The following is a 23,416-nucleotide window of genomic DNA, read 5'->3' on the forward strand; positions in this document are numbered from 1 at the left end:
TTGCAGGCCGGCCCGATCCTTTGAGCCGGGAGCGCCGCCGATGTTTTCCAACACCTTCCCCGACAAGGCCAAGATCGCCGAGATCGTCTCCGGCCAGCTCCTGGAAATCAAGGCGGTGCATTTCAACGCCGCCGAGCCCTACAAGCTGGCGTCCGGCATGATGAGCCCGGTCTATATCGACTGCCGCAAGCTCATCTCCTATCCGCGCATCCGCTCGGCGGTGATGGATTTCGCCGCCGCCACCATCCTCACGGAAGCCGGCTTCGAGCAGTTCGACTGCGTCGCCGGCGGTGAGACGGCGGGCATCCCCTTCGCCGCCTTCCTGGCCGAGCGCCTGGGCCTGCCGATGATCTATGTCCGCAAGAAGCCCAAGGGCCATGGCCGCAACGCCCAGATCGAGGGCGACCTGCCCGAAGGCTCGCGCGTGCTGGTGATCGAGGACCTGACCACCGCCGGCGGCTCGATGTTCACCTTCATCGACGCGATCCGTGCGGCCGGCTGCACGGTCGACCACGGCATCGCCCTGTTCTACTACGGCATTTTCGCCGAAGCCGAGAGCCGCTTCGCAAAGGGCGGGATCACCCTGCACCATCTCGCCACCTGGCGCGACGTGCTGGCTGCGGCGACCAGGAAACAGGCCTTCGAGCCGGCGACGCTCAGGTCGGTGGAAGCGTTCCTCGATGCGCCGCTCAAATGGTCGGGCGAGCATGGCGGCGTTTCCGAACTGCCGGGTCAATAGCAGCAGGCCGGCCGGGCCGGCCAGGGGAGGAGACGGAGATGATCATCTGTTGCGGGGAAGCCCTGATCGACATGCTGCCGCGCACGACGGCTGAGGGCGAGGACGCGTTCGCGCCCTATGCCGGCGGCTCGGTGTTCAACACGGCAATCGCGCTCGGACGGCTGGGCGTCGACACCGGCTTTTTCACCGGCCTGTCGTCCGACATGTTCGGCGACATCCTGCGCAAGGTGCTCACCGACAGCGGTGTCGATCACAGCCCCTGCGCCACGCTCGATCTGCACACCACGCTGGCTTTCGTCCGGCTGGTGAACGGCCAGGCGAGCTACGCCTTCTTCGACGAGAACACCGCCGGGCGGATGATCACCGAGGCGCATCTGCCGGAGCTCGGCGACGATGTGGAAGCCATGCATTTCGGCGGGATCTGCCTCATTCCCAATCCGTGCGGCGCGACTTACGAACTCTTGATGGCGCGCGAGAAGGACAGGCGGGTGATGTGGCTCGACCCCAATATCCGCCGCGGCTTCATCACCGATGCTGCGGCGCACCGCGCCCGCATCGACCGCATGATCGGCATGAGCGACATCCTCAAGCTCTCCGACGAGGACCTGGAGTGGTTCGACATCGGCGGCATCGACGAGGCCGCGGCCTATTGGCTGGATCGCGGACCGAAACTGGTGATGATGACCCGGGGCGCCAGGGGCGCCATCGGCATCACCGCCCATCATCGGGTTGAGGTCTCCGGCGAGAAGGTCACCGTGGCCGACACCGTCGGCGCCGGCGACACCTTCAACGCCGGAGTGCTGACGTCGCTCAAGCGGGATGGCTGCCTGAGCAAGAATGGTATCTCCGCGCTTACCGAAGCGCAGATCCGCGGCGCGCTCGCCCTCGGCGCCAGGGCCGCCGCCGTCACCGTGTCGCGGCCCGGCGCCAATCCGCCCTGGGCCCGTGAAATAGGCCTCTGATCAGCCTTTGGCGCGCATGCCGCGGATCGTTTCGGCCAGCATCAGCGTCGAGGCATCATGGCTTTCGCCCCGGCTCTCGCCCTTGACCACCGGCAGCAGCGCCGTCGCCAGTTCCTTGCCGAGCTCCACGCCCCACTGGTCGAAGGCGTTGATGCCGAAGATCTGCGCCTCGACGAAGACCCGGTGCTCGTAGAGCGCGATCAGCCGCCCGAGCGCGAAAGGCGTCAGCCGATCCTGCACCAGCGTGATCGACGGCCGGTTGCCCGGGAAGGTCTTGTGCGACGCGAGCCGGTCGGCCTCGGCGTCCGAAGCGCCGCCGGCGATGAGCTGCGCATGGGCCTCCGCGCGGCTGCGGCCGCGCATCAGCGCCTCCGATTGCGCCAGGCAATTGGCGATCAGCAGCTCGTGCTGATGGCCGAGATGCGGCTCGTGGCCGTTGGCCGAAATGATGAACTCGACCGGGATCACGTCGGTGCCCTGGTGCAAAAGCTGGAAGAAGGCATGCTGCCCGTTGGTGCCCGGCTCGCCCCAGACGATGGGCCCCGACGCCGTCGACAGCGGCTCGCCGTCGAGGCCGACGGACTTGCCGTTCGATTCCATGTCGAGCTGCTGCAGATAGGCCGGGAACCGCGACAGCCGCTGCTCATAGGGAATGATCGCCCGGCTCGGATAGCCGCAGGCGAGCCGGTGCCAGATCCCCAGCAGTCCCAGCATCATCGGCAGGTTCTCGGTGACCGGAGCGGCCTTGAAATGCGCGTCCATGGCGCGCGCGCCGGCCAGGAACTTGCCGAAGGCGCTTTTCCCGATGGCGATCATCAGCGGCAGGCCGATGGCCGACCAGAGCGAATAGCGCCCGCCGACCCAGTCCCAGAAGCCGAAGACGCGGGCCGGGTCGAGGCCGAATGTCGAGACCTTGTCGAGCGCGGTGGAGACGGCAGCGAAATGCTGCGCCACGGCGCTTTCGCCGAGCCTCGAGACGATGAAGGCCCGCGCGGTGGCGGCGTTGGTCATGGTCTCGATGGTGGTGAAGGTTTTTGAGGCGACGATGATCAGCGTCGTCTCCGGATCGAGCCCCGAGAGCGTGTCGGCGATATGGGCGCCGTCGACATTGGAGACGAAATGCGTGCGCGGCCCGTCATGATAGGGCGCCAGCGCCAGCGTCGCCATCACCGGGCCGAGGTCGGAGCCGCCGATGCCGATATTGACGACATCGGTGAAGGCCTTGCCGGTGGCGCCGCGGATCGAGCCGTCGCGGATCCCGTCCGAGAAGGCGCCCATGGCGTTCAGAACCGTGTGAACGCCCGGCACCACGTTCTCTCCGTCGACCCTGATGTCGGCGTCCGCTGCGGCGCGCAGCGCGGTGTGCAGCACGGCGCGGCCCTCGGTCGCATTGATCGCTTCGCCCGCGAACATGCGGTCGCGCCTCGCCTCGACATCGGCGGCGGCGGCCAGCGCGCCGAGCAAGCCGAGCGTCTCCTGGGTGACGGCGCATTTGGAAAAATCCATCCGCAGGTCGTCGAGCCCGATGGTGAAGCGCCGGGCGCGATCGGGATCGGCCTGGAACGCCGCGCGCAAGGTGCCCGTGGCGGAGCTGTCACGATGGGATTTCAGGCGGGACAAAGCCAGTTCGACGGATTTCGGCAAGGGACGGGCCTCCATGTTGGGTTGCCCACCTATGCGGCGGGGGCCGCGGAAAATCAAGTTTCCGCGGCCCCCTGAGTGGCTTAGAGGCTGGCTGGCCCGTCAAACGCGACGGAACGCGGGCCGTCTAGAGATCGCGCAGTTCGCGGCGCAGGATCTTGCCGACATTGGTCTTGGGCAGGTCGTCCTTGAAGACGATGACCTTGGGCCGCTTGTAGTTGGTGAGCCCCGTGGCGCAGTGCGCCTTGACGTCGGCCTCGGTGAGGTTCGGATCCTTGCGGACGATGAACAGCTTCACCGCCTCGCCGGAATTCTCGTCGGGAATGGCGATCGCGGCGGCTTCGGCGATGCCGGGATGGGACACCGCCACCTCCTCGACCTCGTTGGGATAGACGTTGAAGCCCGAGACCAGGATCATGTCCTTCTTGCGGTCGACGATCTTGGTGTAGCCCGCCTCGTCCATGAAGCCCATGTCGCCCGAGCGGAAATAGCCGTCGGCGGTCATCACCTTCACGGTCTCGTCGGGCCGGTTCCAGTAGCCCGCCATCACCTGCGGACCCTTGATGCAGATCTCGCCCACCTCGCCCAGCGCCACGGCGTTGCCGTCCTCGTCGCGGATGTCGATGGAGGTCGAGGGCAGCGGAAGGCCGATGGTGCCGGTGAACTCGGTGGCGTCGAACCGGTTGGCGGTCGCCACCGGCGAGGTTTCCGACAGGCCGTAGCCTTCCGAGATCACGCAGCCGGTCAGCTTCTTCCAGCGCTCGGCCACCGGCCGCTGCACCGCCATGCCGCCGCCCAGCGTCAGAAGCAGCGGCTTGAAGTTGAGGCTCTGGAAATCGTCGTTGTTCAGCAGCGCGTTGAACAGCGTGTTGAGGCCGGGGAAGACGTTGAACTCGATCTTCTTGAGTTCCTTGACGAAGCCCGGAATGTCGCGCGGATTGGGGATGAGGATATTGTGCGCGCCCTGCTGCATGCCCATCAGCGCGTTCACCGTGAGCGCGAAGATGTGATAGAGCGGCAGCGCGCAGACATAGACCAGGACCTCGGGCTTGGGCTTGTTGATGAAGGCCGCCTTGAGCCAGAGATCGTTCTGCGCCGCGTTCGACAGCACGTTGGAATGCGACAGCGTCGCGCCCTTGGAGACGCCGGTGGTGCCGCCGGTATATTGCAGGAAGGCCACGTCGTCGGGCTTCGTGTCGGCCGGCTTGAGCGTCTTGCCCTGGCCCGCCGCCAGCGCCGCCTTGAAGCTCACATGGCCGGGAAGCTGCCAGTCCGGCACCATCTTCTTGACCTTGCGGACGACGAAATTGACGATATGGCCCTTGAGCCCGAGCAGGTCGCCCATGGTCGCCACGCAGACATGCTTGACGTCGGTCCTGGCGATGACCTGCTCCAGGGTGACGGCGAAGTTCTCGAGGATGATGATCGCCTTGGCGCCCGAATCCTTGAGCTGGTGCTCGAGCTCGCGCGGCGTGTAAAGCGGGTTGACATTGACCACCGCATAGCCGGCGCGCAGCACGGCGGCCATCGCCACCGGCATCTGCAGCACATTGGGCATCATCAGCGCCACCCGGTCGCCCTTCTGCAGCCCGAGCGACTGCAGCCAGGCGCCCAGCGTGGTCGAGAGCTTTTCCATCTCGCCGTAACTGATGGTCTTGCCCATGCAGGTGAAGGCCGGACGGCTGGCGTAGCGCTTGAACGAATCCTCGATCAGCGCCGCGACCGACGGATGGGCCAGCGGCGCGATCTCGGCCGGCGTGTTGGGCGGATAGGACTTGAGCCAGATGCGGTCGGCGGCAGCGGTGTTGGTCATGGATGTCTCTCCCTCATTATGTGCCGGACGCGCCTATGATTCTGCGGCTTGCCGCGGGGCTCCTCTCCCGGCGTCCGTGCTGACAGAAGATTTAAAGTGCCCCCGGTCCCGTTGCAATGCCTTCCCTTGACGTAAACGTCACTAATTGCGCGAAAAAACGCGCTCCGGCCCGGCCCGTCGCCGAATTGGGCCGCGCCGGCCGGCGTCGGCCGCAACCGGACCGCTCCGCCGCGGCCGCCCGGGCTGTCAGCCGGTCAGTTCCTCCGGCCCGGTGCTGACAATGGCCTCGTCCAGGTCCCCGATCGCCCCCTTGTCCTTGCCCGTATAGGGAAGCTCGATCAGCATCGTGCGGATGACGTTGAGACGGGCCCGGCGCTTGTCATTGGCGCGCACCACGGTCCAGGGGGCGTGGCTGGAATGGGTTTCCTTGAGCATCAGGTCGCGCTTCTCGGTGTAGTCGTCCCATTTGTTGAGACTGGCGATATCCATCGGCGACAGTTTCCAGGACTTGAGCTTCGAGTGGCGGCGGTCGTGGAACCGCTTGAGCTGCATCTCGCGGCCGATATTGAGCCAGAACTTGAACAGATGGATCCCCTCCTTCACCGGCATGCGCTCGAAATTGGGCGTCTCCTCGAGAAAATGAACGTGCTGTTCGGGCGTGCAGAACCCCATCACCGGCTCGACGCCGGCCCGGTTGTACCAGGAGCGGTCGAACAGCACCATTTCGCCCGACGTGGGGAAGTGGTCGATGTAGCGCTGGTAGTACCATTGTCCCCGCTCGGTGTCGGTGGGCTTGGGCAAGGCGACGATGCGCGCCGAGCGCGGGTTCATATAGGCCCGGGTGGCGCCGATCGCGCCGCCCTTGCCGGCGGCGTCGCGGCCCTCGAACACGGCGATGACGCGCTTGCCGGTATCGCCGAGCCAGGCCTGCACCTTGACCAGTTCGATCTGCAGCGCTTCCAGCGCGTCCTCGTACTCGTCCCAGTCGAGCTTCTTCTTGTAGGGATAGTCGCCGGAGGAAAATGCCTCGTCCTCGACCCAGTCCGGCAGCTTGGGATCGTCGATGTCAAAGACCCGCTCTTTGCCGTTGATGGTCAGTTCCACGGCGTTGCCGCCTTGCTTTTTACCCACGGGCGTTTCCTTTGCTGTGTTTTTCGGTGTGACAGGAGAAAGGGCCACATCGTCATTGTGATTTCAAGCAGTGCGGGTAAACAAGTTATCACATCAACGATTGCACGGCACCAAGGGCGCACTGGCAGATGAGCGAAATCAGGCAGGATCCATTGGCTGAACCTCAGGCGGCGGACAGTCTGGCGGCCCGGGCAAGGGCGCTTGCCCGTCCGCTGGGTGCCGGGGCGGCGCTCGCGCTCGTCGCGGTTCCGGCGGGCCTGGAAGCCTGGCAGGCGATCGCCGGCTATGGCGTCTTCGCCGGGGCCCTCCTGTTCTGGCCCGCCGGCCGCGACAAGGCCCGCTCCCGCGCCCTGGCCAAGGGCGCGGCCGCCAGTTCGGGGCATCCCGATTTCGCGCTGATCGAGGCGCTGGATCTGCCGACCATCGTGTTTGACCGCGACACGCAGGTGGTGCGGCAGAATTCCGCCGCCCAGTCGCTCGTCGGCGCCTATCCCGAGCGGGCGACCCTGTCGGCGCGGATCCGCTCGCCGGCGATTCTTGATCTCGTGGGTCGCGTGGTGGCGCGCGGCTTCCCCGAAAGCGTCGAGCATTCCGAGCGGGTTCCCTCCGAGCGCTGGCACGAGGTGCGCGTCGCGCCGGTCAATCCCGCCGCCGAGCCGGCGGCGCGGCTCTATGTGATGACCTTCCGGGACCTGACCGAGGCGCGCCGCATGGACCGCATGCGCACCGATTTCGTCGCCAATGCCAGCCATGAGCTGAGAACCCCGCTCGCCTCGCTGATGGGCTTCATCGAGACCATGCAGGGTCCGGCGCGCAATGACGAGGCCGCCCGCACCCGCTTCTTCGGCATCATGCTCGAACAGGCGCAGCGCATGGCGCGGCTGATCGACGATCTCCTGTCGCTGTCGCGGCTCGAGATGCGCGCCCATGTGCCGCCCGAGGGCCAGGTGGACCTGGGCAAGACCATCACCCATGTGATTGACACGCTGAAGCCGATGGCCAATGATCTCGGCGTCGAGATCGCGCTCAGCCTGCCCGAAGCCCCCGTGGTCGTGACCGGAGACGTCGACGAACTGATCCAGGTCTTTTCCAACCTGATCGAGAACGCCTGCAAATACGGCCAGGCCGGCAAGCGCGTGCAGATCACCGTGGCCAACTCCGACGCCGAAGGCGCGCAGGTCACCGTTCAGGACTTCGGCCCCGGCATCGCCAAGGAACATGTTCCGCGCCTCACCGAGCGGTTCTACCGCGTCGATGTCGAGACCAGCCGGACCAAGAAGGGCACCGGCTTGGGCCTGGCCATCGTCAAGCACATCCTCGCCCGCCACCGCGCCCGGCTGGTGATCAAGTCGGTTCCGGGCGAGGGATCGGCCTTCACTGTCAAATTCAGCCGTCATGAACCGGCGAAGATTGCCCTCAGGCGGGAAATATATCAGTGAAAACAACAGACTAAATTGTCATAAAACAGTGATGATACTGTCATAAAACGGAATCTCGAAGGGCCTAGAAAGGGGCAGCCTTAGATGGCTGACACCATGGTCCTGCAAAAGGACCTTGCCACCCTGACCCATGACGGGAGATTTCAATGAACGCACTCAAATTCGCCGCTGCCGCACTCGTGGCCACCACGGCCTTCGCCGGCGCCGCTGTCGCCCGCGACCAGATCAAGATCGTCGGTTCCTCGACCGTTTTCCCCTATTCCCAGGCTGCTGCTGAAGAATATGCCAACAAGACGGGCTCTGCCGCACCGGTTGTCGAATCGACCGGCACCGGCGGCGGCTTCAAGGCCTTCTGCGGCGGCATCGGCCCCGATTTCGCAGACATCACCGGCGCTTCGCGCGCCATCAAGGAATCCGAAGTCAAGCTCTGCGCCGACAACGGCGTGACCGACATCACCGAAGCCCTCATCGGCTATGACGGCCTGTCGATCGCCCATGCCCGTTCGGCTCCGGACATGGACCTGACCGAAGAGCAGATCTTCAAGGCGCTCGCCGCCGAACTTCCCGACGGCAAGGGCGGCTTCGTCGCCAACCCGAACAAGAAATGGTCCGACATCGACGCTTCCCTGCCCGATTTCGACATCATCGCCTTCGGCCCTCCGCCCACGTCCGGCACGCGCGACGCTTTCGTCGAGCTCGTCATGCATGACGGCTGCAAGGATCTGGCCGGCATGGCCGACCTGAAGAAGGCCGACGAAGACAAGTGGAACGAAGTCTGCTCGCGCATGCGCCAGGACGGTCCGTTCGTCGAAGCCGGCGAGAACGACAACCTGATCGTTCAGCGTCTCGAATCCGATCCGAACGCTGTCGGCATCTTCGGCTACTCGTTCCTCTATGAGAACAACGACAAGCTCAAGGCCGTCAAGGTTGCCGGCGTCGAGCCGACCTTCGAAACGATCGCCGACTTCTCCTACCCGGTCGCCCGTCCGATCTACTTCTACGTCAAGAACGCTCACCGCGATGTCATTCCCGGCATGAACGAGTTCCTGACCGAGTATCTCTCGGACGAAGCCCTTGGTCCGGACGGCTACCTGCCGGAGCGTGGCCTGACCCCGCTTTCCGATGAGAAGCGGGCGGAAGTCCAGAAGGCTGTTGCCGAAGCCAAGAAGCTCGGTTCGTAATCGCCACTGGCGAGATGGCCGCCCCTCCTTGAGAGGGGCGGCTTTTCAACACATGGGCAGGCGGGACCAATGGTGAGCTATCTACTGATTATTTTGCTTGTGGCGTCGATCGCCTCGGCGATGGCCGGATTGCACCGGGCACGCAGGCAGCGGGATCTGGCGACGATCAAGGTTCATTCGCGACCGATCTACCACGCGCTGAACGCCGCCATCTGGACCGGGGTGCCCGCGTTTGTCTTCCTTCTGCTGTGGACGCTGGGCGAAGCCAGCATCCAGGACATGCTCGTCCTCTCCAGCTTTCCCGGCGCCGACCAGTTGTCCGGCCCCGAGCGCGACCTGCTCATCAGCGAGATCAGGCAGGTGCAGGCGGGCAACCTGTTCACCGAACCCTCGCCGGAAATCCTGGCGGCGGTCGATCATCTCAAGTCGCTGGAACTGATCTTCAACTGGGCCATGGTCGCCGTGGCGGCATCGCTGGCCAGTATCGGAGCCTTTTTCGGCTACCGGATCATCCAGGACCGTTACCAGGCCCGCTACAGCGTCGAGCGGTCGGTGACATGGTTCATGATCTTTTCCTCGATCGTCGCGATCATCACGACGCTCGGCATCGTCTCGTCGCTGGTCTACGAGGCCTACCAGTTCTTCACCAAGGTTCCGTTCGCCGAGTTCTTCTTCGGCACGCGCTGGGAGCCGCAGATCGCCATCCGCGCCGACCAGGTGGCCGGGCAGGGCGCGTTCGGCATGCTGCCGGTTCTGTTCGGCACCATGGTGATCTCGGCGCTCGCCATGGCCGTGGCCGTGCCCACCGGCATCTTCTCGGCCATCTATCTGACCGAATACGCCGATCAGCGCTTCCGCTCCGTGGTCAAGCCGCTGCTTGAAATCCTCGCCGGCATTCCGACCATCGTCTACGGCTTCTTCGCGGTGCTGACGGTTGCGCCGGCGGTGAGGAGCCTCGGCCTGTCGCTCGGCATCGACGCCGCGCCCAACAGCGCGCTCGCCGCAGGCGGGGTGATGGGGGTCATGCTCATTCCGTTCATCTCCTCGCTGTCCGACGATGCCTTCGCGGCGGTGCCGCGCGCCATGCGCGACGGCTCCTACGCGCTCGGCGCCACCAAGGGTGAGACGATCCGCAAGGTTCTACTGCCCGCGGCCCTGCCGGGCATCATCGGCGGCGTCCTGCTCGCCCTGAGCCGCGCCATCGGCGAGACCATGATCGTGGTCATGGCCGCAGGCCTGATCGCCAAGATGACGCTCAATCCCTTCGACTCCGTGACGACCGTGACCGTGCAGATCGTCACCCTGTTGATCGGCGACAGCGAATTCGACAACCCCAAGACCCTTGCCGCGTTTGCCCTGGGCCTCGTGCTCTTCACCATAACGCTCGGCCTGAACCTGATCGCGCTGCAGACCGTGCGCAAATACCGGGAGAAGTACTGATGAGCGCCGCCGCTACGCAGCCTGCCGTCCAGACCTCCAAACGCGGAACCGCTGTCAATTGGCAGTCTTCCGAGATGCTGGCCCTGCGCAAGAAGCGCTACGCCGCCGACCGCCGTCTCCAGGCCTATGGCATGCTGGCGATCTTCTTTGCGCTCGGCTTTCTCGTGGTGCTGATCGGCACGCTCACCTTCACCGGCTACCGCGCCTTCACCCAGTCGATGGTCACGATCGACATCGATTTCAGCTCGGCCGAGATCAATCGCGAAAACCCGATGGAGTCGAACTGGCGGACGATCTTCCGCAAGGCCGTCATCGATGATGTCGGCGAATTGTCGCGCTCGGAAGAGCGGGACTACTTCTCGATGTTCACGTCGTCGGCGCCGTTCCTGATCCGCGACCAGATCATCGCCGATCCGTCGATCCTGGACGGGCGCGCCAGCTTCACCGTGCCGATGTCCGATCCGATCGACCAGCTCGCCAAAGGCCTGGTCGACACCGACCTGCCGGAGAACCAGCGCCGGGTGAACGACAAGCAGATCGAGCTGTTCAACAAGCTCGAGGCGAAGGGCGCCATCTCGCAGCCCTTCAACTGGGGCCTGTTCTTCAACTCCGACAGCCGCTTCCCCGAACTCGCGGGCCTGGCCGGCGCCATTTCCGGGTCGTTCTGGCTGCTGCTGGTCTGCTTCCTGATCTCCTTCCCGGTCGGCATCGCCGCGGCGATCTACCTCGAGGAGTTCGCGCCCAAGAACCGCTTCACCGACCTGATCGAGATCAACATCAACAACCTCGCGGCCGTGCCCTCGGTGGTGTTCGGCCTGTTGGGCCTGGCGGTGTTCCTGGGCTGGTTCGGCCTGCCGCGATCGGCTCCTCTGGTGGGCGGCATGGTTCTCGCGCTGATGACCCTGCCGACGCTGATCATCGTCACCCGGGCGTCGCTCAAGTCAGTCCCCTCCTCCATCAAGGAGGCGGCGCTCGGCGTCGGCGCCTCCAAGCACGAGACCATCCTGCACCACATCCTGCCGCTGTCGATGCCGACGATCATGACCGGCACCATCATCGGCCTCGCCCAGGCCCTGGGGGAAACCGCGCCGCTGCTGCTGATCGGCATGAACGCCTTCATCACCAGCCCGCCGTCGGGCGTCCTGGAGGCCTCCACCGCGCTTCCGACCCAGATCTACATCTGGGCCGACAGTCCGGAACGAGGCTTTGTGGCAAGGACATCAGCGGCTATCCTGGTGCTTCTCGGGTTCCTCGTGCTGATGAACTCCATTGCAATTTTCCTCAGGCAGCGCTTCGAGCGTCGTTGGTAAAAAGGTAAAAGGACATGAATATGCTCACCGATACGGCAATCGAGACAAAGCTTTCATCCATGACCAATCAACCCAGCATCAAGATGCGCGGCGAAAAGGTAGACGTTTTCTACGGCGAGAAGCAGGCCCTGTTCGGCGTCGACCTCAACGTGCCCGAACAGCAGGTGATGGCGCTGATCGGCCCGTCGGGCTGCGGCAAGTCGACCTTCCTGCGCTGCCTCAACCGCATGAACGACACCATCGACATCTGCAAGGTGTTGGGCAACATCACGCTCGACGGCGAGGACATCTATGATCCGAAGATCGATGTCGTCGAACTGCGCGCCCGCGTCGGCATGGTGTTCCAGAAACCCAACCCCTTCCCCAAGTCCATCTATGAGAACATTGCCTACGGTCCGCGCATCCACGGCCTGACCAAGTCCAAGGCCGAGCTCGACGAGGTCGTCGAATCGAGCCTGCGCAAGGCGGCGATCTGGGAAGAGGTCAAGGACCGCCTGCAGGAGCCGGGAACCGGCCTGTCGGGCGGCCAGCAGCAGCGGCTGTGCATCGCCCGCGCCATCGCCGTGAGCCCCGAGGTGATCCTGATGGACGAGCCCTGCTCGGCGCTCGATCCGATCGCCACCGCCAAGGTCGAGGAACTGATCGACGAGCTTCGAGTCAACTTCACCATCGTCATCGTCACCCACTCGATGCAGCAGGCCGCCCGCGTGTCGCAGCGCACGGCGATGTTCCATCTGGGCAATCTTGTCGAGGAGGGCCCCACCGACAAGATGTTCACCAATCCGGACAACAAGCTGACCCAGGACTACATCACCGGCCGCTTCGGCTAATGCGACCGCCCATCGCATCACGTTTACAGGATTGAAGGATCACACCATGCCCGAAGCCCATACCGTCACCTCCTATGATGACGAACTCCGCTTTCTTGTGCGCCGCCTGTCGGAAATGGGCGGCATCGCCGAGCGCATGGTCGCCGACTCCGTCGCAGCGCTGGTCAATGCCGACGCCGCGCTCGCCCAGCGGGTGATCTCGGAAGACCTGCTGCTCGACAATGGCGAGCGCGAGATCTACGACAAGGCGGTTCTGGTGATCGCCAAGCGTCAGCCGATGGCGTCGGACCTGCGCGAGATCATCGGCTCGATCCGCATCGCCTCCGATCTCGAGCGCGTCGGCGACCTCGGCAAGAACATCGCCAAGCGCGTGATCGCGGTCCACACCATGGCGCAGCCGCGCAAGCTGGTGCGCGGGCTCGAGCACCTGGCCGAACTGGCGCTGACCCAGCTCAAGGAAGTGCTCGACGCCTTCGCCACGCGCTCGCCCTCGCTCGCCAACTCGATCCGCGAGCGCGACGAGGAGATCGACGCGATCTACACCTCGCTGTTCCGCGAACTCCTGACCTACATGATGGAGGATCCGCGCAACATCACCGCCTGCACCCATCTCTTGTTCTGCGCCAAGAACATCGAGCGGATCGGCGACCACGCCACCAACATCGCCGAGACCGTCTATTATGTCGCCACCGGCGCGCAATTGACCGCGGATCGTCCCAAGGACGATGAGACCGCCACCATGGTCGCGCCGGCTCCAGGGTCGGCATGAGCGTGCGCAGGAGTTAGACGACCATGGCAATGAGCCCGCGCATTACAGTTGTTGAGGACGAGGAAGCACTCTCGGTGCTGCTTCGCTACAATCTTGAAGCCGAAGGCTATGACGTCGACACCGTGCTTCGCGGCGACGAGGCGGAAATCCGTCTGCAGGAGCGGGTTCCCGATCTCCTGATCCTGGACTGGATGCTGCCCGGAATCTCCGGTATCGAGCTCTGCCGGCGCCTGCGCGCCCGGCCCGAAACCGAACGGTTGCCGATCATCATGCTGACCGCGCGGGGCGAGGAGAGCGAGCGCGTCCGGGGGCTGGCGACCGGCGCCGACGATTATGTGGTCAAGCCGTTTTCCACGCCGGAACTGCTGGCCCGGGTCCGGGCCATGCTGCGTCGTGCCCGACCGGAAGTGATCTCGAGCCTGCTCAAGGTGGGCGATGTCGAACTCGACCGGGAAACCCACCGGGTCCGCCGGCGCGGCCGCGACGTCAAGCTGGGGCCGACCGAATTCAGGCTGCTCGAATATCTCATGAGTTCGCCCAGCCGCGTCTATTCCCGCGCCCAACTGCTCGATGGCGTCTGGGGCCACGACGTCTATGTCGACGAGCGCACGGTCGATGTCCATGTCGGCAGGCTGCGCAAGGCGGTCAACCTGGCCGGCATGCGCGACATCATCCGCACCGTACGCGGTGCCGGCTATTCGATCGAAAGCTGACGGCGCCCGGGCGGCCGGCCGTGACGCCGGCGGCGCGATGGTGCCCCGTGCCGGTCCTCAGCGTATTGTGACCGAAAGGACGTCGGAAGTCAGTTCGCTGCCGAGTTCGACGGCGCCGGTCTGCTTGTCCATGACGCAGATATAGCTCACCGCCGCGTCGCCGCCCTTGGCCTTGCCGGTCAGCACCGCCAGGCCGAAGCTCTCGGATCCGAAGGGATCGACAACCGCCTCCGCGGTCTCCAGCACCGGTGCGGCGGCTTCAAGACACTGCGTGCGCACCTTCTCGGCGAATTCCGCCCAGGCGTCGCCCGAAGACGCCGCTGCGGGGGCCATGCCTGCCATCAGGCTGGCAACGATCATCAAGCTCTTGCGCATCTGTCGTCCTTTTCGGGCTGGTTCGTGCATACGATCAATTTCTGCGACAGAAACACCGCCATGGCAACGGCCCGGCCTCGTCTGGTGCGCGGGATATTAAAACGCGGCCCCTGCCGCCCGCAAAATGAAAAAACCCGGGCGCCAGGCCCGGGTTTTTGAAATCATCAGGCGCCGCCGGGTCAGCGGGCGCGCTTGCGCTCGCTCGACGGCTGGAAGGCAAGCTTCGCGTGATAGCCGCAATAGGGCGAGGCGTCGCCGGAATCATTGCCGCAGAAATGGAAGCCTTCCTGCAGCGGATCGCCGATCGGCCATTTGCAGGTGCGCTCGGACAGTTCCACCAGGCTCAGCCGCCGCGAAATCGGCACGACCACGTCCTCGATGGGCCGCGTGTCGAGATCTTCCACCGCGACAACGTCGAGATCCTGCTTGAGCTGCGCGCCGCCGCTCGAGCGGCTGACGGTGCGGGTGGCCTGCGATGCGGTGCGTCCGGCGTAATTGGGCGCGCGCGGGGCGGCGGTCGTGCGCTTGGTGCGGACCTGTGCCTGGCCGCCGCTCTTGGCGCGGCCGGGCAGGTTGAGCCGGTGCACCTTGCCGATCACCGCATTGCGGCTGACGCCGCCCAGTTGCGCCGCGATCTGACTCGCACTGAGCCCGTCCGCCCAGAGTTTCTTGAGCCTTTCGACCCGTTCATCAGTCCAGTTCATGCTATGCTCTCCCTGTACCCCGTATCCCGGGATGGCAGAATCCCTCACCACGCCCCGGCTGACCGGAACTCGAACGCTCGGTTACTGTGAGGTGAATAGTGTCCGCCGCGAACGTCTATTTCATGGCCATAACCTAGTGGTCGCCTGACTCCGTGACAAGAGTCAGCCGAATCATGGTGATTCCTTTTTATGGTTTTCCCCAACTTACGGGCGTGGATTGTGCTCTCTCTGCACCACTGCTCCCAAAGGACCGGGGCAATCGGGAGAGCATGCAAGCCTGCGACAGAATAACGGCCTGCATAAGGCGATCACCTTGTCTCATTGACAGGCCAGACCGAAATGTAAATAGTGCCCACGCCGCCCCGGAAGGGCGGCATTTTGGTTTTCCGGCACAATTTCGCTGGGCGGGTCTTAACTGCAACCGTCAGGCTTCGGTCGATGAACCGATGACGGCTAATTTATTGGGGAGATGCGCGCCATGGCCGACGCCAAGCCGCTGTACGACACATACAACCGCGTTCCGATCGTGTTCGAGCGTGGCCATGGCGTGTGGCTGGAGACCCCCACCGGCGAACGCTATCTCGATTTCGCGGCCGGCATCGCCGTCAATTCGCTCGGCCACACCCATCCGCACCTTGTCGAAGCGCTGAAGGACCAGGCCGACAAACTGTGGCACCTGTCCAATGTCCACGAAATTCCGGGCCAGACCAGGCTCGCCGAGCGGCTGACCCGGGCGACCTTCGCCGACAAGGTGTTCTTCACCAATTCCGGCGCCGAGGCGCTGGAATGCGCGATCAAGACCGCGCGGCGCCACTTCCATGTCAATGGCCAGCCCGAGCGCTACCGCATCATCACCATGGAAGGCGCCTTTCACGGCCGCACGCTGGCGACCATCGCCGCCGGCGGCCAGGCCAAGTATCTCGAGGGTTTCGGTCCCAAGGTGGAAGGCTTCGACCAGGTGCCGTTCGGCGACCGGGAGGCCATGAAGGCGGCCGTGACCGAGGAAACCGCCGCCATCCTGGTGGAGCCGGTGCAGGGCGAGGGCGGCGTGCGCCCGCTGCCCAAGGAGTTCATGCGTTTCCTGCGCGACCTCTGCGACGAGCACGGCCTGCTGCTGATCCTCGACGAGGTCCAGTGCGGCGTCGGCCGCACCGGCAAGCTGTTCGCCCATGAATGGGCGGGCATCGAGCCCGATCTGATGGCGGTCGCCAAGGGCATCGGCGGCGGCTTCCCCTTCGGCGCGTGCCTGGCCACCGCCGAAGCCGCCGACGGCATGACCGTGGGCACCCACGGCACCACCTATGGCGGCAATCCGCTGGCCATGGCTGTCGGCAACGCCGTGCTCGACGTGATCCTCGAGGACGGCTTCCTGGCCCATGTCAACGACATTGCCCTGGTGCTCAACCAGGGGCTCGCCTCCCTCAAGGACCGCTATCCCACCCTCATCGAGGACGTCCGCGGCTCGGGCCTGATGCTCGGCATCAAATGCGCCAAGTCCAACGCCGACCTGGTCATGGCCATGCGCAACGAGCACCTGCTGTCGGTGCCCGCGGGCGACAATGTGGTGCGCCTGCTGCCGCCGCTGATCTTGACCGCGGAAGAAGCCCGCGACGCCCTCTCCAGGATCGAGGCGGCGCTCGACATGCTGTCTCGCAAGGACACCTAACCGGACCGGATGCAATGACAAAGACCAAATCCGTCGGCACCAGCCATTTTCTCGATCTCTCCGCGGTCAGTGCGAGCGATCTGCGCGCCATGCTGGATGCGGCGCGATCCGCCAAGACGGCGACCGACACGGACCGCCCGCTCGCCGGCAAGATGCTGGCGATGATCTTCGAGAAGCCGTCGACCCGCACGCGCGTCTCGTTCGACGTCGGCATGCGCCAGCTCGGCGGCGAGACCCTGTTCCTGTCGGGGACGGAGATGCAGCTCGGCCGCGCCGAGACCATCGCCGACACCGCCCGGGTGCTGTCGCGCTATGTCGACATGATTATGATCCGCACGCTCGACCATGCCCGCATGCTGGAGCTGGCCGAACACGCCACGGTGCCGGTGATCAACGCGCTCACCGACGACACCCATCCCTGCCAGATCATGGCCGACATCCTCACCTTCGAGGAGCATCGCGGCCCGGTCAAGGGCAAGACGCTGGCCTGGACCGGCGACGGCAACAACGTGCTTCACTCGCTCATCGAGGGCGCCGCCCAGTTCGGCTACCGCATGCAGATCGCCACGCCCTCGGGCTCGGAGCCCGAGCAGAAATTCGTCGACTGGGCCCGCAAGCGGGGCGCCGAGATCGACATCAGCGGCGATCCGGACCGGGCCATCAAGGGCGCAGACTGCGTGATCACCGACACCTGGGTGTCGATGAACCAGGAACACCGGGCGCGGGGCCACAATGTGTTCCTGCCCTATCAGGTCAATGGCGAGCTGATGGCCAAGGCCAATCCGGACGCCCTGTTCATGCATTGCCTGCCGGCGCACCGCGGCGAGGAAGTCACCGACGAGGTGATGGACGGGCCGCAGTCGGTGGTGTTCGACGAGGCCGAGAACCGCCTGCATGCGCAGAAGGCGGTGATGCGCTGGTGCATGGGCGTTCTGTAACGCCTCTGGCAGACCGGCCGGCCAATGCCTATATGCGCCGTTTGAGATGTGGACGCGGATCACGCCTGGCCTTATGACGGCGGGACGCGCCACCATGAACAATCGGGAATGATGATGCACACCGCTACCCACACCCACGGCGAACCGGGTTTCGCCGGTGACGACCGTGTTTTGCCGTTCGAGGTCGATGGCCTCGACGTGCGCGGCCGCGCCGTCCAGCTCGGACCGATGATCGACGCCATCCTTGGCCGCCATGACTACCCCGAGCCGGTGGCGCGGCTGCTCGCCGAGGCGATCGCGCTCACGGTGCTGCTCGGCACCTCGCTCAAGTTCGAGGGCAGGCTGATCGTCCAGACCAAGGGCGACGGACCCGTCGATCTTCTGGTCGTGGACTTCGCCGCGCCCGGAAACCTGCGCGCCTATGCGCGGTTCGACGCCGACCGCCTGGCCGGCGCCGTGGCCGCCGGGCTGACCAGCCCGTCCGAACTGCTCGGCCGCGGCGTGCTCGCGTTCACCATCGACCAGGGCGAATACATGCAGCGCTACCAGGGCATCGTCGAGATGAACGGCGATACGCTCGAAGCGATGGCGGAGACCTATTTCCGCCAGTCCGAGCAGATCCCGACGCTGGTCCGCCTGGCGGTCGCCGAACTCATCGACCGCGACAGTGACGGCAAGCCCCGCCACAGTTGGCGCGCCGGCGGGATCGTCGTCCAGTTCCTGCCCCAGGCGCCCGAACGCATGCGCCAGCCCGATCTTCCCGGCGGTGATGCGCCCGAGGGCGTCGAGGACGTCTTTCACGACGAGGACGACAGTTGGGCCGAGGCCAAGGCGCTGGTCAGCACCGTCGATCCCGGCGAACTGACCGATCCGGAAGTCGGCTCCGAACGCCTGCTCTACCGGCTGTTTCATCAGCGCGGCGCCAAGATCTATCCGCCGATGGCCGTGGCCGACAAATGCAGTTGCTCGCGCGAACGGCTGAGCGAGGTTCTCTCGGGCTTCTCGGCCGAGGAGATCCGCGACAGTGTCGAGGACGGCGCCATCACCGTGCAGTGCGAATTCTGCTCGACCGCCTACCGGTTCGATCCGTCCGAATTCGGCGCCTGACATCACGCGATCCCCCGGCCGCTCCCCAGGCGGCCGGGAGGGGCGCGGCCCCGGTGACGGCGTCGAAGCCGCATTTCCGGGGCGGCGGCCGCCGCAGGCCCGCGCGCAACATGACCAAACTTTAATTTGCCATGCCGCCTCGTTGCGTTACCTGTTGAGCTCACACGGAGGGAACCCATGCTCGACAGGACGGACAGGCGCACGGATCTGCGGGACGACCCCGCCGACGGGACCGGACGGCCCGTGCGGCGGAGCTTCCTCAGGCCGCTCGCGCAGTTCGCGCTGATGGCACTGGTGCTGGGCGCCGCCTGGGTCGCCATGGAACGCCTGGCGGCGTCGAGCGTCGAGCGCACGCCCCGCAGCTTCACGCCGACGGTCTACACGGTGGACATGACCACCGCCCTGCGCGCCGACAACCGGCCCGCCATCAAACTCTACGGCCAGGTCGCCGCCGGCCGCAGCGTCGAGCTGCGCACGTCGGTGAGCGGCGATGTTGTCGAGATCCATCCCGACCTCGCCGCCGGCCGGAAGGTGAGCGAAGGCTCGGTCCTGGTGCGCATCGATCCCTTCGCCTATGAAGGCGCGCTTCTCGAGGCCCGCGCCAACCTCGCCTCCGTGCGCGGCGCCATCGCCGAGATCGACGCGCGGCTCGCCTCCGAGCGCGAGCAGCTCGAGGCGGCGGGCCAGCAATTGCAGTTCGCCCAGGCTGATCTCGACCGGGCGCTGTCGCTCTCCCGGTCCGGCACCCTGACCGACAAGGAAGTCGACGCAAGGCGCCTGATCCTGTCGCAACGGCAGCAGGCGGCAAGCCAGTCGCGCAACAACATCCGCATCGCCGAGGCCCAGCGCGCCCAGCAGGAAGCCAATGCCGAGCGGCTCGCGTGGAAGGTCAGCGAGGCCGAGCGCCGGCTCTCCCAGACCGCGCTGGTCGCCCCCTTCGACGGCATCGTGTCCGAGGAGACGGTGGACACGGGCGGCTCGGTCAGCGCCAATGAGGTGGTGGCTTCGATCTATGACGACACCGCGCTCGAGGTGCAGTTCACCCTGACCAACGCCCAGTATGGCCGCATGGCGACCGATGACGATCCGCTTGTCGGCCGCCAGGTGTCGCTCACCTGGACCGTCGGCGGCACGGGCTATACATGGCCCGCCACCATCGACCGCATCGGCGCCCGGGTGTCGGCAGAGCGCGGCGGCGTCGAGGTCCATGCCCGTATCAGTGAGGCCGCCAATCCGGTGCAGTTGCGCCCGGGCGCCTTCGTCGCGCTGACGGTGCCCGACAGGAACTGGCCCGGAACCTTCAGGCTGCCGGAGACGGCGATCCGCTCCTCCGATCACGTCTTCGTCGTCGTCGACGGCGAACTCCGGCGCCGCGACGTCCGCCTCATCGCCTGGGACGGCGAGGACGCCATCGTCGACGGCGATCTCACGGACGGCGACACGGTCCTGATGACGCGGCTGACCGAGGCCTCCGAGGGCGTGAAGGTGCGCGAGCCCTCCGGCGCCGGCCCCGCGCCGGCGGATGCCGAGCCGACGCCTGCGGATGCCGAAAAGACGCCCGCGGCCGGAACGGATTCTGGCCAATGAGCGATGGCGGCTTCCGCGGAGCGGGTCCGGGCCTGGGCGGAGTGTCGGGCGGAGGTTTGGTGTCCACCTTCATCAGGCACCCCAACGCCGCCAATCTCCTGATGGTGCTGATGATCCTGTTCGGCGCCTTCTCGATCGCCCGCATCAACACCCAGTTCTTCCCCACCATCGACCGGCCGACCATCAGCATCGGCGTCGCCTGGTCCGGCGCCAGTGCCGAGGATGTCGAAACCAACATCCTTTCGCTGATCGAGCCGGCGGTGCGCTATATTTCGGGGGTCGAGCGGATGAGCTCGACGGCGGCTGAAGGCTCAGGCACCGTGCGGCTCGAATTCGAAGACGGCACCGACATGACCCAGGCCCTGACCGACGTCGAGACCGCCGTCAACACGGTCACCAACCTGCCCGAGGACGCCGAGCAGCCGACCGTCGCCAGATCGGTGTTCTTCGACGTCGTCGCCAAGCTCGCCGTCTTCGGCGACGCCGACGAGACGGTCAAGCGCGCCTGGGCCAAGCGCATCCGCGACGACCTGATCGACCGCGGCATCGACAAGATCGAGTTCACCGGCCTGCGCGATGCCGAGATCCGCGTCGAGGTGCCCGAGATCGAACTGAGGCGTCTGGGCATGACCATCGCCGACGTCTCGACGGCGATTGCCGCCAACAGCCGCGATCTGCCGTCGGGAACCGTCGAGGGCGCGGTGGAGCGCCAGCTCAGGACGCTTGCCGATGCGCAGGGCGCGCGCAAGCTCGCCGAGGTCGAGGTCAGGTCCTTCGCCAGCGGCGAGAAGGTGCTGCTCGGCGACATCGCCCGCATCACCGACGGCTTCGACGCCGACGACACCCGCGGGCTCGCCGGCGGCTCGCCGGCCATCGAGCTCGACATCCGCCGCGCGCCGACCGCCGACACGCTCGAGACCGCCTCCATCCTCTCGGCCTATGTCGACGAGATCGGGCCGCAACTGCCGCCCGGCATCGAGATCGCCACCTACGAGGTCGCCTCCGACGCGCTTTCCGAGCGGATCTGGCTGCTGGTCAAGAACGGGCTCGGCGGGCTTCTGGTGGTGGTCGCGATCCTGTTCCTGTTCCTCAACGCCCGCATCGCCTTCTGGGTCGCAGCCGGCATCCCCGTCGCCATGCTCGCCACCATCGGCTTCATGTATGTCTCCGGCCAGACCATCAACATGATGTCACTGTTCTCGCTGATCATGATGCTCGGCATCATCGTCGACGACGCCATCGTCGTGGGCGAGCACACCGCCACGCGGCTCGAGATGGGCGACGCGCCGCAGGAGGCGGCGGAAAACGGCGTGTCCATGATGTTCACGCCGGTGATGGCGGCGATGACGACGACGCTTGCCGCCTTCGCGCCGATCCTGCTGATCGGCGACACCATCGGCCAGATGATGGTGGCGCTGCCGATGGTGGTGATCGCCGTGCTGGTGGCCAGCCTCATCGAATGCTTCCTGGTCCTGCCCGGCCACCTCGCCAATTCGCTCGACGGGCGCAAGGCGCCGGGCTGGTCCTGGTGGCGGCAGTTCCTGATCGCGCTGGTGCTCACGGTGTTTCTCTCGAGCCTGTCGGGCCGGCTCGCCATCGACCTGGCGCTCGGCTCGGGCGATGGCGGGCTGCGCGCCCTGGCCGGCGACTTCGCCGGATTGCCCGCGGCCCTGCGCATGGTGCTGGTGGTGGCGGTCTCGCTCACGCTCGCGACTTGCATCGAATGGGCGCTGCTGGCGCTCAGAAGGCGCAACAGCAGCTCGGCCGCCGGGTCGCCGGCGGGCGTCGGCGACAGCCGTTTCCGCCGCGCCTTCGACCGCGGCTTCGACCGGTTCCGCGACGGCCCGTTCCAGCGGCTGGTGCAGCTCGCCTGGACCTGGCGCTACGTGACGCTGTCGATCGCGCTCGCCATGGTGATGGTTCTCGCCATTGGTCTCGCGCGCTCGGGCCGCGTCGAATTCGTCTTCTTCCCCTCCCCCGAAGCCGAGAACATCACCGGCACCCTGGTCTTCAATGCCGGCCTGCCCGAGGCGACGGCGCTCGAAGCCATCGCCGCCCACGAGCGGGCGCTCCGGCAGGCGGACGCCGCCCTGTCGGACGGCGGGCCCTCGTCGATCCGGGCGGTGTTCACCAGCTTCGGCGCCTCGAGCCGCAGCGGCAGCGCCACCGCCCGCATCCAGGTGCAGCTCTCCACCTCCGAACAACGCGATGTGCGCACCGCCGATATCGTCACCGCCTGGGGCGAGGCGGCGCCCGACATCGCCGGCGTCAGCCGCTTCGCGATCTCGCAGGCCCGCGGCGGTCCTCCGGGCAGGGACATCGAGGTGCGGCTGCAGGGAGACCGGGTGTCCGCCCTCAAATCCGCGGCCGCCGACATCGTCGCCCTGCTCGCCGGTATGAGCGGCATCAGCGGCGTCGACGACAACCTGCCCTGGGGCAAGCCCGAACTGGTGATGGAGCTCACGCCCCACGGCGCAGCGCTCGGCTTCTCCATCGCCGAGGTTGGCCGGCAGATCCGCAACGCGTTTGACGGCGCGATCCCGTTCCGGTTCCCGCGCGGCGCCGACGAGGTCACCGTGCGGCTGGTCCAGGCCCCGGCCTCGCCGGGCACCCAGGCGCTGCGCGATTTCGAGCTCAGAAGCCCGGCCGGCGCCTTCGTGCCCCTGTCCGAGGTGGTGGACATGACCGAGCGCCAGGGCTTCTCCGCCATCCAGCGCCGGGACGGGCAGAGCACGATTTCGGTCACCGGCGACATCGACACCGCCGTGACCACCACCGGGGCGGTGGTGGAGCAACTGACCCGAAGCGGCGCGCTCGATCTCATCGCCGCCCGCCATGATGTGAGCTACACTTTCGGCGGCCGCTCCGAGGAACAGGAGAACGCCTTCGCCGATCTGAGACTGGGCGTCGTTGTCGCGCTCAGCGTCATCTACATCATCCTGGCCTGGGTGTTCGCCAGCTACTGGCGGCCCGTCGCGGTGCTGCTGATCATCCCCTTCGGCATCGTCGGCGCGATCTTCGGCCACTGGCTGCTCGGCTACCAGCTCACTATCCTGTCCTTCATCGGGCTG

The 23,416-nt window shown here is 66.0% G+C and carries 19 protein-coding genes; 14 read left to right on the forward strand and 5 right to left on the reverse strand.

Annotated features, from left to right (window positions below; all coding sequences use genetic code 11):
• The first annotated feature begins 40 nt into the window (after positions 1 to 40).
• Entirely contained in the window at positions 41 to 739 is a 699-nt protein-coding gene (locus LL06_RS04595) for an orotate phosphoribosyltransferase (protein ID WP_035522844.1), read from the forward strand.
• Between the two features lie 38 nt (positions 740 to 777).
• A complete protein-coding gene (locus LL06_RS04600; RefSeq protein ID WP_035522847.1) occupies positions 778 to 1,701 on the forward strand; it encodes a carbohydrate kinase in 924 nt (307 codons plus the stop codon).
• Here LL06_RS04600 and pgi read toward each other — a convergent pair whose 3' ends face one another.
• The 3 genes from pgi to ppk2 all read right to left on the reverse strand — a co-directional run bounded on the left by pgi (position 1,702) and on the right by ppk2 (position 6,286).
• Entirely contained in the window at positions 1,702 to 3,360 is a 1,659-nt protein-coding gene (gene pgi / locus LL06_RS04605; protein ID WP_035522850.1) for a glucose-6-phosphate isomerase, read from the reverse strand. It lies immediately after the preceding gene.
• Positions 3,361 to 3,469: 109 nt separating this feature from the next.
• Positions 3,470 to 5,155, reverse strand: a complete 1,686-nt coding sequence (locus tag LL06_RS04610) for a long-chain fatty acid--CoA ligase (protein ID WP_035522852.1) — start codon at positions 5,153 to 5,155, stop codon at positions 3,470 to 3,472.
• Between the two features lie 246 nt (positions 5,156 to 5,401).
• A complete protein-coding gene (gene ppk2, locus LL06_RS04615; RefSeq protein ID WP_035522855.1) occupies positions 5,402 to 6,286 on the reverse strand; it encodes a polyphosphate kinase 2 in 885 nt (294 codons plus the stop codon).
• A 152-nt stretch (positions 6,287 to 6,438) separates the two neighbouring features.
• Between ppk2 and phoR the strand changes: the two genes are divergently transcribed.
• The 7 genes from phoR to phoB all read left to right on the forward strand — a co-directional run bounded on the left by phoR (position 6,439) and on the right by phoB (position 13,968).
• Complete coding sequence (gene phoR / locus LL06_RS04620) at positions 6,439 to 7,725, forward strand: phosphate regulon sensor histidine kinase PhoR (protein WP_345775672.1); 1,287 nt, start codon at positions 6,439 to 6,441, stop codon at positions 7,723 to 7,725.
• A gap of 146 nt (positions 7,726 to 7,871) precedes the next feature.
• Positions 7,872 to 8,906, forward strand: a complete 1,035-nt coding sequence (locus LL06_RS04625) for a substrate-binding domain-containing protein (RefSeq protein WP_035522861.1) — start codon at positions 7,872 to 7,874, stop codon at positions 8,904 to 8,906.
• A gap of 69 nt (positions 8,907 to 8,975) precedes the next feature.
• On the forward strand, positions 8,976 to 10,346 hold the full coding sequence (pstC, locus tag LL06_RS04630; protein ID WP_035522864.1) for a phosphate ABC transporter permease subunit PstC: 1,371 nt from the start codon (positions 8,976 to 8,978) through the stop codon (positions 10,344 to 10,346).
• On the forward strand, positions 10,346 to 11,656 hold the full coding sequence (gene pstA / locus LL06_RS04635; RefSeq protein ID WP_035522866.1) for a phosphate ABC transporter permease PstA: 1,311 nt from the start codon (positions 10,346 to 10,348) through the stop codon (positions 11,654 to 11,656). The genes pstC and pstA overlap by 1 nt, the downstream gene beginning before the upstream one ends.
• 14 nt (positions 11,657 to 11,670) lie before the next feature.
• On the forward strand, positions 11,671 to 12,486 hold the full coding sequence (pstB, locus tag LL06_RS04640; RefSeq protein WP_035522869.1) for a phosphate ABC transporter ATP-binding protein PstB: 816 nt from the start codon (positions 11,671 to 11,673) through the stop codon (positions 12,484 to 12,486).
• Between the two features lie 46 nt (positions 12,487 to 12,532).
• On the forward strand, positions 12,533 to 13,255 hold the full coding sequence (gene phoU / locus LL06_RS04645; protein ID WP_035522872.1) for a phosphate signaling complex protein PhoU: 723 nt from the start codon (positions 12,533 to 12,535) through the stop codon (positions 13,253 to 13,255).
• Between the two features lie 29 nt (positions 13,256 to 13,284).
• The gene (gene phoB / locus LL06_RS04650; RefSeq protein ID WP_035522875.1) at positions 13,285 to 13,968 is read left to right on the forward strand and encodes a phosphate regulon transcriptional regulator PhoB; all 684 of its coding nucleotides are present in this window, start codon (positions 13,285 to 13,287) and stop codon (positions 13,966 to 13,968) included.
• Positions 13,969 to 14,025: 57 nt separating this feature from the next.
• Here the strand turns inward: phoB and LL06_RS04655 are convergent, their stop codons facing one another.
• Together LL06_RS04655 and LL06_RS04660 are read right to left on the reverse strand one after the other, a co-directional pair.
• Positions 14,026 to 14,343, reverse strand: a complete 318-nt coding sequence (locus LL06_RS04655; protein WP_052161212.1) for a hypothetical protein — start codon at positions 14,341 to 14,343, stop codon at positions 14,026 to 14,028.
• 179 nt (positions 14,344 to 14,522) lie between these two features.
• Complete coding sequence (locus LL06_RS04660; RefSeq protein ID WP_035522879.1) at positions 14,523 to 15,047, reverse strand: GcrA family cell cycle regulator; 525 nt, start codon at positions 15,045 to 15,047, stop codon at positions 14,523 to 14,525.
• 478 nt (positions 15,048 to 15,525) lie between these two features.
• Between LL06_RS04660 and LL06_RS04665 the strand changes: the two genes are divergently transcribed.
• From LL06_RS04665 to LL06_RS04685, 5 genes are all read left to right on the forward strand, one after another.
• Entirely contained in the window at positions 15,526 to 16,713 is a 1,188-nt protein-coding gene (locus LL06_RS04665; protein ID WP_035522909.1) for an aspartate aminotransferase family protein, read from the forward strand.
• A 14-nt stretch (positions 16,714 to 16,727) separates the two neighbouring features.
• Entirely contained in the window at positions 16,728 to 17,651 is a 924-nt protein-coding gene (gene argF, locus LL06_RS04670; protein ID WP_035522882.1) for an ornithine carbamoyltransferase, read from the forward strand.
• A gap of 114 nt (positions 17,652 to 17,765) precedes the next feature.
• Complete coding sequence (locus LL06_RS04675) at positions 17,766 to 18,758, forward strand: Hsp33 family molecular chaperone (protein ID WP_035522911.1); 993 nt, start codon at positions 17,766 to 17,768, stop codon at positions 18,756 to 18,758.
• A gap of 177 nt (positions 18,759 to 18,935) precedes the next feature.
• Complete coding sequence (locus tag LL06_RS04680; protein ID WP_052161213.1) at positions 18,936 to 20,345, forward strand: efflux RND transporter periplasmic adaptor subunit; 1,410 nt, start codon at positions 18,936 to 18,938, stop codon at positions 20,343 to 20,345.
• A gap of 59 nt (positions 20,346 to 20,404) precedes the next feature.
• A partial coding sequence (locus LL06_RS04685) for an efflux RND transporter permease subunit (RefSeq protein ID WP_244447051.1) occupies positions 20,405 to 23,416 on the forward strand: 3,012 nt, incomplete at its 3' end.

The sequence above is a fragment of the Hoeflea sp. BAL378 genome (assembly GCF_000759435.1).
In the GTDB taxonomy this organism is placed as follows: domain Bacteria; phylum Pseudomonadota; class Alphaproteobacteria; order Rhizobiales; family Rhizobiaceae; genus Hoeflea.

Excerpts from the sequence above, each read along its gene's own strand:
- LL06_RS04595 (WP_035522844.1), top strand. The coding sequence starts at position 41 with ATGTTTTCCAACACCTTCCCCGACAAGGCCAAGATCGCCGAGATCGTC.
- LL06_RS04600 (WP_035522847.1), top strand. The coding sequence starts at position 778 with ATGATCATCTGTTGCGGGGAAGCCCTGATCGACATGCTGCCGCGCACG.
- pgi (WP_035522850.1), bottom strand. The coding sequence starts at position 3,360 with ATGGAGGCCCGTCCCTTGCCGAAATCCGTCGAACTGGCTTTGTCCCGC.
- LL06_RS04610 (WP_035522852.1), bottom strand. The coding sequence starts at position 5,155 with ATGACCAACACCGCTGCCGCCGACCGCATCTGGCTCAAGTCCTATCCG.
- LL06_RS04625 (WP_035522861.1), top strand. The coding sequence starts at position 7,872 with ATGAACGCACTCAAATTCGCCGCTGCCGCACTCGTGGCCACCACGGCC.
- pstC (WP_035522864.1), top strand. The coding sequence starts at position 8,976 with ATGGTGAGCTATCTACTGATTATTTTGCTTGTGGCGTCGATCGCCTCG.
- pstA (WP_035522866.1), top strand. The coding sequence starts at position 10,346 with ATGAGCGCCGCCGCTACGCAGCCTGCCGTCCAGACCTCCAAACGCGGA.
- pstB (WP_035522869.1), top strand. The coding sequence starts at position 11,671 with ATGAATATGCTCACCGATACGGCAATCGAGACAAAGCTTTCATCCATG.
- phoU (WP_035522872.1), top strand. The coding sequence starts at position 12,533 with ATGCCCGAAGCCCATACCGTCACCTCCTATGATGACGAACTCCGCTTT.
- phoB (WP_035522875.1), top strand. The coding sequence starts at position 13,285 with ATGAGCCCGCGCATTACAGTTGTTGAGGACGAGGAAGCACTCTCGGTG.
- LL06_RS04655 (WP_052161212.1), bottom strand. The coding sequence starts at position 14,343 with ATGCGCAAGAGCTTGATGATCGTTGCCAGCCTGATGGCAGGCATGGCC.
- LL06_RS04660 (WP_035522879.1), bottom strand. The coding sequence starts at position 15,047 with ATGAACTGGACTGATGAACGGGTCGAAAGGCTCAAGAAACTCTGGGCG.
- LL06_RS04665 (WP_035522909.1), top strand. The coding sequence starts at position 15,526 with ATGGCCGACGCCAAGCCGCTGTACGACACATACAACCGCGTTCCGATC.
- argF (WP_035522882.1), top strand. The coding sequence starts at position 16,728 with ATGACAAAGACCAAATCCGTCGGCACCAGCCATTTTCTCGATCTCTCC.
- LL06_RS04675 (WP_035522911.1), top strand. The coding sequence starts at position 17,766 with ATGCACACCGCTACCCACACCCACGGCGAACCGGGTTTCGCCGGTGAC.
- LL06_RS04680 (WP_052161213.1), top strand. The coding sequence starts at position 18,936 with ATGCTCGACAGGACGGACAGGCGCACGGATCTGCGGGACGACCCCGCC.